The organism is Pseudohoeflea suaedae, from assembly GCF_004354915.1.
Taxonomy (GTDB): Bacteria; Pseudomonadota; Alphaproteobacteria; order Rhizobiales; family Rhizobiaceae; genus Pseudohoeflea; species Pseudohoeflea suaedae.
Genome location: NZ_SMSI01000001.1, coordinates 313058 through 324746 on the forward strand (window position 1 = coordinate 313058; position 11689 = coordinate 324746).

Here is an 11689-nt window from a genome sequence, read left to right on the forward strand (position 1 = left end):
TCTAGACGCCGATGACAATCCGCTCCGCCATGGTGCTGGCCGCGGGCCTGGGTACACGCATGCGCCCGATCACCGAGCGCATCCCGAAGCCGCTCGTCGAGGTCGACGGCAAGCCGCTGATCGCCTACGGGCTCGAGGCCCTCGGGAGCGCCGGTCTCGACACTATCGTCGTCAACGTCCATTACCTCGCCGACAAGCTGGAGGCCTGGCTGTCGGACTCCGGCTACGCAGTCACGATTGCCGATGAGCGCGCCGAACTTCTCGATTCCGGCGGTGGCATCGTCAATGCGCTTGCCGAACTCGGTTCCGAGCCTTTCGTCGTCATCAATGCCGACACGTTCTGGCTCGAGGATCCCCAGGCGACGGCGGAAAATATTACCCGGCTCATTGAAATCTGGAATCCCGCGGAGATGGATATCGCCCTGATGACCGCACGGCCCGATCAGGCGACGGGCTTCGACGGCAAGGGCGATTTCGTCGCCGATGACAGCGGTCGGCTTCAGCGTTACCGGGGCGAGGGCGATCCGCTGATCTATGCCGGCGCGCTCGTTATCGATCCGGCGATCTTCGGTACCGGCCGGCCGGCGAAATTTTCGCTCAATGCCTGTTTCAACGAAGCGATCGAACGCCGCAGGCTCCACGGCATGCCGATGGCGGGGCTGTGGCTCACGGTGGGCACACCGGAAGCGATCGGGGAAGCCGAGGCGGCCATGCACGCTTACCGGTCCGGAAACGCGCCGTGACCGTTACCGGCGGTACAAGGCGCATCTATTCCGTCCCGCCGGGCGCGGGATTCCTTCGCCTCCTGGCCGAAGCGCTGGTCGATGACACGTTCGGGTTCGGATTGCCGAATCCGGCTGACGATCCGATGGCGCTTTCTGCCGTCACCGTCTATCTTCCCACGCGCCGCGCCGCCCGTGTGCTGCGCTCGGAGATCGCCGACCGGCTTGGAACCGGCAGTGCGATCCTCCCTGTCATCCGCGCACTTGGGGAAACCGACGATGACACCGGCTATTTCGAAGAGGACACACCGGTAGCGCTCGAGCTCGACCCGCCTGTCGGCACGGTGGATGCCATCCTCTCGCTGGCCGAGCTGGTGCTTGCCTGGAAATCACGGCTCCCCGAGGCGATTGCCGCCCATCTCGATGGTGCGCCGATGATGGCTCCGGCCAATCCGGCCGATGCCGTATGGCTGGCGCGTGCTCTTTTCGATCTCGTCCAGGCGGTGGAATCCGAGGAGGCCGATTTCGCCAGGCTCGATGAAGCGATCGAAGCCGATCTTCAGGAATGGTGGCGGATCACTGCCGAGTTCCTCAAGGTGGCGCGGGAGTTCTGGCCGGCGCTGCTCGGTGAACGGAACCAGTCGAGTCCGGCGGCTCACCACAATGCCCTCATCGATGCCGAGACCCGCCGCATCGCCGAGGGCCGCTTTGAAGGCCCGGTCGTCGTCGCCGGTTCCACGGGCACGCGTCCCTCGACCGCCCGCCTCATCGCGGCCATTGCCGGCCACCGGCAGGGTGCGGTCGTGCTGCCGGGTCTCGACAAGCTGATGGCCCCCGCCCATTGGGCGATGATCTCCGATTTCGCCGAGCCGGCCGGGAGGGTTCAGAACCCTTCCGCGCGGCTCGACGCGGTGACCATCCGTTCTCACCCGCAATACAGCCTCTTCCGGCTTCTGGGCGCGCTCGGCCTGCCGCCCTCCGCCGTCTCCGACATACCGGAACTCGGACAGCCGCCGGAAACGATCCGGGCTCGCAACCGGCTCGTCTCGACGGCCCTGCTTCCCGCCGCCGCCACCACGGCCTGGTCAGATGCTGCCGTTCCTGCGGCTCCGGACCTGACCGCGACTGCGCTGGCCGGGGTCACGCTCATCGAGGCCGCCAATGAGCGCGAGGAGGCCCAGGCGCTCGCAGCCGCCATGCGGGCCGCCCTCGAACCCACGGCGGGAAATGCCGAACCCGTGGCGGCCCTCGTCACGCCGGACCGGGCGCTTGCGCGGCGGGTGGTGATAGAACTCGGGCGCTACGGCATCGAAGCCGATGATTCGGGCGGCCGCAGCCTTGGCGACACGTCTGCCGGCTCGCTGGCGCGCCTCGCCGTCTCCGTGGCCTTCGGCCCGTCGGATCCGGTGGCGCTGGCAGCCCTGATCAAGCATCCTCTGGCTCGTTTCGGATGCGAATCGAATGAGGCGCGGCGGCTCGGCGAGACGGTCGAGACGCTCGGATTGCGTGGCAGGCCGGGCGAGGCAAGGCTGTCCAGCCTGCCGGACCTCGTCATGGCAGGCAAGGAGCGCCGGGAAACCGACCGCCATGCCCCGGCCTGGCTTCACCGCCTGAGCGAGACCGAGATCGCGCAGGCGCAGGGCCATGCGCGCAAGATCGTGGCGGCCTTCGAACCGTTGACTGCCCTGTTTGCGGACGGCTCCGGCACCGCGCCGGTCGGTGACCTCGCCTTTGCGACTGCACTGGTGGTCGAAGCCATCGCCAGGGATGCCGCGGGTTCGCTCACCGCCCTCTGGGGTGGCGACGCGGGCAAGGCGCTTGCCGGTCTGCTGTCCGATTGCCGCGACAGCCGGACGGGCCTCGCGATTTCCGGTTTCGAATGGATTGCGGCACTGGAGGCCCTGCTGAGCGGCCAGGTGGTCAAGCCCGAAGGCGGCGGTCATCCGCGCGCTTTCGTCTGGGGTTCGCTCGAAGCGCGCCTGCAGCACGTCGATACGGTGCTTCTGGGCGGGCTGAACGAGGGAAGCTGGCCCGCGCCCGGCAAGGAGGATCCGTTTCTCTCTCGCGCCATGAAGGCGGCGATAGGGCTCGAACCGCCGGAACGGCGCATCGGCCAGGCGGCCCACGACGTGCAGATGGCGATCGCCATGCCCCATGCCATCCTGTCGCGCTCGTTGCGCGCCGGACGCGCTCCCACGGTGGCCTCGCGATGGCTGCAGCGGCTGGCGGCGACGGCTGGGCCGGAGGCTCTGGGCGGCATGCGCGAGCGCGGAGAGGCGATACTGAAATGGCTGCGCGCCGCCGAACTTGCCGGGGCCGGAACATTTCCCGGCCGCCCCGAGCCGCACCCGCCCGCTGGGCTTCAGCCGACCAGCTACAGTTTCTCCGAGGTCGGACGCCTGCGCCGCGACCCCTATTCGATCTATGCCAAACGCATTCTCGGGCTCGATCCGCTTGATGATTTCATTGCCGATCCCGGCCCGCGCGAACGCGGTACGATCTATCATGCCATTCTCGAACGCTTCGTGCGCGATGCGGAGGCTGCCGATCTGACCGAACAGCGGCTCATGGCCATCGCCGACGAGGTGCTGGACGGGGAAGGTTTGCCGATCGAGCTGAGGCTCGTCTGGCGCAACCGCCTGTCGCGCGCGGCCCCGGTGATCGCCGGGTGGGAGGCCGCCCGCGCGGCAAACCGCGAGAAGACTTTCGTCGAGGCCTACGCAAGGATGACGTTGCCCTCGGGTGCGGAACTCCGCGGTCTCGCCGATCGCATCGAGATCCTCTCGGACGGAAGTGCCAGTCTGATCGACTACAAGACGGGCGCCTCGCCATCGTTGAAGCAGGCCCGCACGCTCCTTGATCCGCAACTGGCGCTCGAAGCCCATGTGCTCGGACTTGGCGGTTTCCGGGATATCGGGCCGCTACCGGTTTCCGAACTTCTCTATCTGCGTCTCACGGGCAACGAGAAATACGAGGATCGCGTCAACAAGGCGCCGCGCAAGGAGGACGATCCGGATTACCGCGCCGAAGCGCTGGCCGCGCGAGCGGCCCGCGAGTTCGAGGGGCTGGTTTCGGCCCTGCGCGACGGTCGCCGGGGCTACATGTCCCGGGTGATCCCGAAATCCGCCCGCGAGTTCTCCGGCGATTACGATCATCTCGCCCGTGTCGCCGAGTGGCAGACCGCCGCCGAGGGTGAAAATGGAGGCGGCGATGACTGACGACCGTTTGCGCGTCGACACCGCCCATGATCCGGTCAGCGAGACCACGCTTCGCCAGCGCCTTGCCGCGACACCGGGGCTTTCCGCCTGGGTGGCCGCCAATGCCGGCTCCGGCAAGACCCATGTTCTCGCCAACCGCGTGATCCGCCTTCTGCTGGCGGGTGCGCGGCCGTCCTCGATCCTCTGCCTGACCTATACCAAGGCGGCCGCCGCCGAGATGTCCAATCGCGTGTTCCGCATCCTGGCCGGCTGGAGCCGGATGCCGGAACAAGACCTTGCGAAAGCCATCGAGGATCTGGGCGAGGCGGCGCCGGGTGCGGGGACGCTCGCCCGTGCACGGCAGCTGTTCGCCATGGCGCTGGAAACGCCGGGCGGGCTGAAGATCCAGACAATCCACGCCTTCTGCGAGGCCGTGCTGCAGCGCTTCCCGCTCGAAGCCAATATCGCCGGCCGGTTCCAGGTGCTTGATGACCGGGAGGCCGCCAATCTTCTGGCCGAAGCCCGCAGGCTCATGTTCTCCGCCGGCGTCAACGAGACCGATGACGGCGTTCCCGCCGCCATCGATGCCATTCTCGACCGGGCGGGTGAGGGCGGTCTGGAAGCGCTTCTGGCCGACATCTATTCGCACCGCCGCGCCATTTCCGATTTCCTCGCGCGCGCGGACAGGCGGGCCGGGATCGAGGCGGAATTGCGCGATGGCCTCGATATTGCGCCGCAGGCGACGCGCCAGGACGCCTTGTCGCTCTTCTGGCCGCTCCAAGCCCTCGACGTCGAGACGCTGAGGCAGATCGAAAGTGCCGCCGGCGGCGACAAGCCGGCCAAGACCGCGCTCGCCTTCGCGCAGGACATGCTCAAGGCCGTTCCCGGGACGAAGGAAGAGGCATCGAGAATCGTTTCGGATGCGTTCCTGAATGCCTCCGGCGAGATCAAGTCGCTCAAGAATGTCGGTGCCAAACAGGTTGCCGCCGTCATCCCGGATATCGCCGAACGGCTGGAGGAAGCCAAGGCGCAGGTGGCGACGGCGCTCGAGAAGCTGTCTGCCTTCGACGTGCTCGACGACAATCTCACGGCCCTTCACCTGGCGCGGCGCTATATCGCCGCCTTCGAGAGGCTCAAGCACCGACAGGGCTTTCTCGACTTCGACGATCTCGTGGCGGCCACCGATTCCTTGTTGTCGCGCTCCGGCGCCGGTGCATGGGTTCATTACAAGCTCGATCAGGGCATCGATCACATTCTGGTCGACGAGGCGCAGGACACGGCTCCCCTGCAGTGGAACGTCATCCGGTCACTGGCGAGCGAGTTCTTTGCCGGCGAAGGATCGCGCGGCGGCATGCGCACCCTCTTCTCCGTGGGCGACGAGAAACAGTCGATCTACTCCTTCCAGGGCGCGAGACCGGAAAGCTTTTCGGAGGAACGCCGCTACGCCAGGCGCAAGGCCGAGGCCTCCGGGCGTGATTTCGAGACGATTCCGCTTCGCGTCTCCTTCCGCTCGACCCGCGAAGTGCTCAAGCTTGTCGATCTGGTCTATGAGAGCCAGGACGCGCAGCGTGGCCTGGGCGAGGAGCGCGCAGCCATCATCCACGAAAGCGCCCGTCGCTCGGCACCCGGCGAGGTCGAACTCTGGGACATGATCGCCGCCGAACAGGTAGAGACCGGCGAAAGCTGGACAGATCCGTTCGACCACGTGCCGGAATCCGCCCCTGCGGCCCGGCTTGCGGCGCGCATCGCCGCGACCATCCGCTCATGGATCGGCTCCGAAACGATTGCTGACCGCAAAGGCAATCTCAGGCCCGTGACGGCGGGCGACATTCTTGTCCTGGTGCGCAAGCGCGACGGATTCGTGCCGACGCTGCTGCGCATGCTGAAAGCCGGCGGCAACATCCCCGTGGCGGGCGCCGACCGGTTGAAACTCACCGATCACATCGCGGTTCAGGATCTGATCGCGCTCGGCCGTCATGTGCTCCATGCCGGCGATGACCTGTCGCTGGCCGGATTGGCGAAAAGCCCCCTGGTCCAGCTCGACGAGGATGCGCTCTTCAGGCTGGCTGCCGGGCGGGATGACGGCATGTCGCTCGCCCGCCGCCTCGCCGAGCTGGCGGTGACAGATCCGGCATTTGCCGAATTCCACAAATCGGTAATCCATTGGCGCGACCTGGCCGGCCGGCTCTCGGTGCATGATTTCTTCGCCACCATCCTCGGGCCTGAAGGCGGTCGCGTCGCCTATCTCGGACGGCTCGGAACCGAAGTCGGCGACGTCCTCGACGAGTTCCTCGGCCTTGCGCTCGACCATGACGAGGCGGGTATTCCCGGGCTGCAGTCCTTCATAGCGATGCTCGACAGCCAGTCACCCGAGATCAAGCGCGAGATGGAGCAGGAAGGCGACGCGGTCCGGGTGATGACGGTGCACGCCTCCAAGGGGCTGGAGGCGCCGATCGTATTCCTGGTGGATTCCGGTGGCGCCGATTTCCAGGCCTCCCATGTGCCGAAATTCTGGCTGGTTGAGGGACCGCGCGGCAGATATCCGCTCTGGCTGCCCGACAAGGCGTCACGTTCGGTCGCCGCCGCGCAGCAAGCCGTTGCCGATCAGAAGAGCCAGGCGGAGGAGGAATATCGCCGGCTTCTCTATGTCGGTCTCACGCGCCCCGCCGACCGGCTTGTCGTCTGCGGGTATCGTGGCCTGAGGGAGGCTGGCACGCCGACCTGGCATTCGATGGTGGAATCCGGCTTCGGACTTGCGGAAGACGACGCGGATCTACTGGTCGAGCAGTTCGAACGGCCCGTCGGCGAGGAGAGCTTCGCGGTCCGCCGGATCCGCTATGAGCGCGACCAACAGCCGGCAGCGGCGATCGACACGACGGAAAGCCGGGACGGCGAAGCGGACCGGGCAAGCTTCCACTGTCCGGCTACACCCCTCCCGCGTCCCGCGGGGCTGCCCCGGCCGCTGATGCCCTCGGCGGCGGGAGCGGCAATTTCCGGCGACGAGCCCCGCGACGAATTCATCTCGCCCTTTTCGGCTGACCGGACGTCGAACGCACACGCCGCCGAGCGCGGCAAGGCGGCGCACCGGCTGTTGCAGGTTCTCCCGGGCTTGCCGCGCGGCGAACGGGAGGCAGCGGCGCGGCGCTACTGCGAGCGCGCAATGCCATCCATGCCGGCGGAAGACCGCCAAGCTCTCGTCGCCGAATCGCTGGCCGTCCTCAATCATCCCGATTTCTCGGATATCTTCGATGCCGAGAGCCGAACCGAAGTGTCCGTCATGGGCACGATCGAGCTCGGCGGCAGGCAGCGCGTCGTGTCGGGTCGTATCGACCGGCTCTCGGTGTCTGGCGACGAAGTGCTGATTCTCGACTACAAGACCGGTGCCATGCTGCCGGGCGAGATTCACCATCCGGCCCATGCGGCGCAGCTCGCGGTCTATCGCGAGGTGCTCAAGCCGCTTTATCCCGGCAAGGCGATCAGGGCGGCACTTCTCTACACCGGCCTGCCGAAACTCGTCATGCTTTCAGCCGCCGAGATGGACGAGGCATTTGCCACCCTCGTCTCCGATCAGGCGACCGCGGGATAAATTACCCTTGAATACACCGCTCCGAATCATCACATTGGAGCCAACCAAATCAGAATTCGAAGGAGTGCCGCGCAATGGCAACCGTGAAAGTCGACAATGCGAACTTCCAGTCCGAAGTACTCGAATCCGATGTCCCGGTCGTGGTGGACTTCTGGGCGGAATGGTGCGGTCCCTGCAAGATGATCGCCCCGAGCCTCGAGGAAATTGCCGCCGAGATGGATGGCAAGGTGAAGATCGCCAAGCTCAACATCGACGAGAACCCGGAACTTGCGGCCCAGTTCGGCGTGCGTTCCATCCCGACGCTCGCCATGTTCAAGGGCGGTTCTGTCGCCGACATCAAGGTCGGTGCATCGCCCAAGACCGCACTCAGCGGCTGGATTTCGGGCGCTGCCTGAACGATGTGATCGTTATTGTCTGATGAAGACCCGCCGGTCCTGCCGGCGGGTTTTTTCATGTCTTGGATACCGGAGGGGTCATTGCGGCGGCGTGCCGTTGAGCTTGAGAACCTCGCCCACCAGATAGAGCGATCCGCCGATCAGGATGCGCGGGGGATTGTCCCACTCACTCCAGGTTGCGGCAATCTTGCGCATGGCGCTTTCGACATCGTCTACCGCTTCCGCGGACAATCCGGCTTCTGCCGCATCGGTTGCGAGGGCCACGGGGTCGAGGCCGGCATCGCTCATGTGGAGGGGCACGGTGAAGACATGCCGCGCGATCCCGACGAATGGTTCGAAATAGCCTCTCGGCTCCTTGGTGTTGAGCATTCCCGCAATCACGAAGAGCGGCCGCGAATCGGCTTCCTCGCGATTGGCCATGGCTTCGGCCACGACCTTGCCTGCGCCCGGATTATGACCGCCGTCGATCCAGATTTCGCTGTCGTCGGCTGCCAGGTCATGGATATGGCCGGAGGTCAGCCGCTGCAGGCGTCCCGGCCACTCGACACTTTCCACGCCCTTGGCGATCGCCTCGTCCGAAAGGGAAAAACCCGCGGCCTTGAGCGCCCTGATGGCGGCTGCGGCATTGGCATACTGGTGGCGACCGGCCAGACGCGGCGACGGCAGGTCGAGAAGACAATCCTCGTCCTGATAGGTCATCCGGCCATGTTCGCCGAAGGCCATGAAATCCTGACCATAGACCGTATAGGGGCAGCGGAGGCGCTCGGCGGTCGCGATCAGCACGTCGCGCGCAGCGTCTTCCGGCTGCTCGCCGATGACGACGGGAGCGCCCTGCTTGATGATCCCGGCCTTCTCCGCCGCAATGAGCTCGACCCGGTCGCCGAGATAGGCCTGATGGTCGAGCGAGATGGGCATGATGACCGAAACGGCGGGCCTGCTGATCACGTTCGTCGCGTCGAAACGGCCGCCGAGCCCCACTTCGACGATGGCGACGTCAGCGGGATGTTCCGAGAACAGCACGAACATGACGGCGGTCAGGATTTCGAAGACGGTGATCTGCTCGCCCCTGTTTGCCTCTGCGACACGGCGGATGGCATCGGCGAGAACGCCGTCCTCCGCGAACTTGCCGCCGCCTTCGGCGCCGAGCCGGAAGCGCTCGTGCCAGTTGACGAGGTGGGGGGAGGTGTGGACATGGGCCGTCAGCCCGCCCGCCTCCAGGATCGCCCGGCAGAAGGCCGTGACCGATCCCTTGCCGTTGGTGCCGGCCACATGAATGACCGGCGGCATGCGGTCCTGCGGATTGCCAAGACGCTCGAGCAACCGGCCGATCCTGTCGAGTGACAGGTCGTAGCCCTTCGGATGAAGCGCCATGAGCGCGTCGATTTCGGTCTCCGCCTTGGACAAGGCCGCGCTCCGCTTCGGGATAAGGGCTGCTAGTTGGCTGCGGGGAGAGGCACCGGCTCGCCGCCATTGGCGGGTGCAGCCAGCTGTTCCACGCCGGCGGTCTCCACCTCGGCGGCGGCGATCGGCGGCTTCTTCATCAGCATGGAGATAAGGCGGGCGATGGTGAGCGGCAGGTCGTGACGGTGAACAACCATGTCGACCATGCCGTGCTCGAGCAGATATTCGGAGGTCTGAAAGCCCTCCGGCAGCTTTTCGCGGATGGTCTGCTCGATCACGCGCTTGCCGGCGAAGCCGATCTCCGCACCCGGCTCGGCGAGCTGGATGTCGCCAAGCATGGCATAGGAAGCCGACACACCGCCGGTGGTCGGATTGGTGAGGACCACGATATAGGGCAGGCCGGCTTCCTTGAGCATTTCCACCGCAACGGTGGTCCGCGGAAGCTGCATCAGCGACAGCGTGCCTTCCTGCATGCGTGCGCCGCCCGATGCCGGGAACATGACGAGCGGCACCTTGCGCTCGATGGCTGCCAGGAATGCCTGGACGATCGCTTCGCCGGCGGCAATGCCGAGCGAGCCGCCCATGAAGCCGAAATCGTGCACGCAGGCGATGAGCGGAACGCCGTGAACCTTGCCGTAGCCCGCCACGATGGTGTCGTCCTTGCCGGTCTTGGCGCGGTATTCCTTCAGCCGGTCGGTATATTTCTTGGAATCGCGGAATTTCAGCGGATCCTGTGCCACCTTCGGCGACGGCAGAAGTTCGTATGCGCCGTCATCGAAGATGAATTTCAGGCGATCCGTGGCCGACATCTTCATGTGATAGCCCGATGCCGGGATCACATAATGGTTCTCGACCAGATCGTTGTGAAAGACCATCTCGCCGGTCTCGGGACACTTGATCCAGAGATTCTCGGGCACTTCGCGGCGGCCGAGCATGGAGTTGATCTTCGGCCTGACGTAATTTGTGATCCAGTTCAACGCGGTATCTCCGTCTTATTGTTCTTGTTTCGGCTCAGGCGGTGGCGAGGCGCGATTCACGAACGCCCTTCGCCAGTTCGCTGACCAGTGCGGTAACGGCCCCGGCGGTCTCGCCGGCCGATTTCCCCGCCTTGATCGCATCCGCCATCACATTGACGATGGCCGTACCGACCACGACGCCGTCGGCGGTCGCGCCGATGGCACGGGCATGTTCGGCAGTCTTCACGCCGAAGCCGACGCAGATCGGCAGCTCCGTATGGCCCTTGATCCGCTGCACGGCCGTGTTGACCTTGCTGGTGTCGGCGATCGCGGTTCCGGTAATGCCGGTCATCGAGACATAATAGACGAAACCCGAGGTGTTGCGCAAAACGGCGGGCAGCCGCTTGTCATCGGTGGTGGGCGTCGCAAGCCGGATGAAGTTGATGCCGGCCTCGATGGCGGGGATGCACAGTTCCTCGTCCATTTCCGGCGGCAGATCGACCACGATCAGGCCGTCCACGCCGGCTTCCTTGGCTTCGGCCAGAAATCTGTCGACGCCGTGGATGTAGATGGGATTGTAGTAGCCCATCATCACGATCGGGGTCTCGTCGTCGGTTTCGCGAAATCTGCGGGCGAGCTCGAGCGTGCGGACCAGCGTCTGGCCGGCATTGAGCGAGCGCAGGCCGGCAGCCTGGATCGCCGGGCCGTCGGCCATCGGATCGGAAAAGGGCATGCCGAGTTCGATCACGTCCGAACCTGCCGCCGGCAACGCCTTCATCACTTCGAGCGAAGTGTCGAAATCCGGGTCGCCGCCCATGAAATAGGTCACCAGGGCCGGCCGGTCCTCGGCCTTGAGCTTTTCGAAACGGCTATCGATACGCGTCTTCATCGAACTGTCATTCCTGTCTCTGCGGCCTGAGTGCCGCGAAAATCTCTCGAACTAGACCGGCTGAGCCGGAAGGGTGCGGGAGAAATACTCCGAAATCGGACGTCCGGCCAGAGCGGTCTCCATCCAGGCGCGGCGCTCGAAATCGATGACTGCAAGTTCCCACAGGCAGGCCATCAGATGATCCGGAGCGGGTTTGAATTCGTGCGTGCCGATCTCGGTGTACCACAGATGGCGGCTGACGATCCCGCCCGGCAGCCAGAAATGAAGAAGCAGCCAGACCGCCTCCTCGCCCACATGGAGAATGGCAAATCCGGCGCCGAGCTGGGCGGTTTCGCAGAATTTCAGCGCCGAAACGAGCTCGGCATTCTCGATGATCGCGTGAGAAGCCTCCACCAGACCGCTGTCCAGCGCGGCAAGTCCCTGGGCATGGATGGCGCTGAGCTTGACGATGGCATCCCGATGATCGACGAGCGTCACGAACCCCGCTTCGCGCGGGGCGTACAGCTCACTGTCGTCGAGGATGCGCCGGTGATCCATCTGAGC

8 protein-coding genes are annotated in these 11689 nt (G+C 65.4%); 4 read left to right on the top strand and 4 right to left on the bottom strand.

What is annotated here, in order from left to right; all coding sequences use genetic code 11:
• Positions 1-11: 11 nt before the first annotated feature.
• From E2A64_RS01525 to trxA, 4 genes are all read left to right on the top strand, one after another.
• Positions 12-743, top strand: coding sequence for a nucleotidyltransferase family protein (locus E2A64_RS01525; protein ID WP_133282684.1), 732 nt, complete (start codon positions 12-14; stop codon positions 741-743).
• Positions 740-3940, top strand: a complete 3201-nt coding sequence (gene addB / locus E2A64_RS01530) for a double-strand break repair protein AddB (RefSeq protein WP_158285658.1) — start codon at positions 740-742, stop codon at positions 3938-3940. The genes E2A64_RS01525 and addB overlap by 4 nt, the downstream gene beginning before the upstream one ends.
• Complete coding sequence (addA, locus tag E2A64_RS01535; protein WP_133282686.1) at positions 3933-7505, top strand: double-strand break repair helicase AddA; 3573 nt, start codon at positions 3933-3935, stop codon at positions 7503-7505. Before addB ends, addA begins: the two co-directional genes overlap by 8 nt.
• A gap of 74 nt (positions 7506-7579) precedes the next feature.
• Entirely contained in the window at positions 7580-7900 is a 321-nt protein-coding gene (gene trxA / locus E2A64_RS01540; RefSeq protein ID WP_133282687.1) for a thioredoxin, read from the top strand.
• A 78-nt stretch (positions 7901-7978) separates the two neighbouring features.
• On the opposite strand, the gene E2A64_RS01545 is transcribed toward trxA, so the two are convergent.
• The 4 genes from E2A64_RS01545 to E2A64_RS18140 all read right to left on the bottom strand — a co-directional run bounded on the left by E2A64_RS01545 (position 7979) and on the right by E2A64_RS18140 (position 11683).
• The gene (locus E2A64_RS01545; protein WP_133284203.1) at positions 7979-9271 is read right to left on the bottom strand and encodes a bifunctional folylpolyglutamate synthase/dihydrofolate synthase; all 1293 of its coding nucleotides are present in this window, start codon (positions 9269-9271) and stop codon (positions 7979-7981) included.
• Positions 9272-9333: 62 nt separating this feature from the next.
• A complete protein-coding gene (gene accD / locus E2A64_RS01550; protein ID WP_133282688.1) occupies positions 9334-10278 on the bottom strand; it encodes an acetyl-CoA carboxylase, carboxyltransferase subunit beta in 945 nt (314 codons plus the stop codon).
• 34 nt (positions 10279-10312) lie between these two features.
• Complete coding sequence (gene trpA, locus E2A64_RS01555; protein ID WP_133282689.1) at positions 10313-11146, bottom strand: tryptophan synthase subunit alpha; 834 nt, start codon at positions 11144-11146, stop codon at positions 10313-10315.
• Between the two features lie 51 nt (positions 11147-11197).
• Positions 11198-11683, bottom strand: a complete 486-nt coding sequence (locus E2A64_RS18140) for a hypothetical protein (protein ID WP_342210778.1) — start codon at positions 11681-11683, stop codon at positions 11198-11200.
• Positions 11684-11689: the final 6 nt, after the last annotated feature.

Bases quoted from the DNA above. Each gene is read 5' to 3' on its own strand.
- E2A64_RS01525 (WP_133282684.1), top strand. From the start codon at position 12: ATGACAATCCGCTCCGCCATGGTGCTGGCCGCGGGCCTGGGTACACGC.
- trxA (WP_133282687.1), top strand. From the start codon at position 7,580: ATGGCAACCGTGAAAGTCGACAATGCGAACTTCCAGTCCGAAGTACTC.
- trpA (WP_133282689.1), bottom strand. From the start codon at position 11,146: ATGAAGACGCGTATCGATAGCCGTTTCGAAAAGCTCAAGGCCGAGGAC.
- E2A64_RS01545 (WP_133284203.1), bottom strand. From the start codon at position 9,271: ATGGCGCTTCATCCGAAGGGCTACGACCTGTCACTCGACAGGATCGGC.
- E2A64_RS18140 (WP_342210778.1), bottom strand. From the start codon at position 11,683: ATGGATCACCGGCGCATCCTCGACGACAGTGAGCTGTACGCCCCGCGC.
- addA (WP_133282686.1), top strand. From the start codon at position 3,933: ATGACTGACGACCGTTTGCGCGTCGACACCGCCCATGATCCGGTCAGC.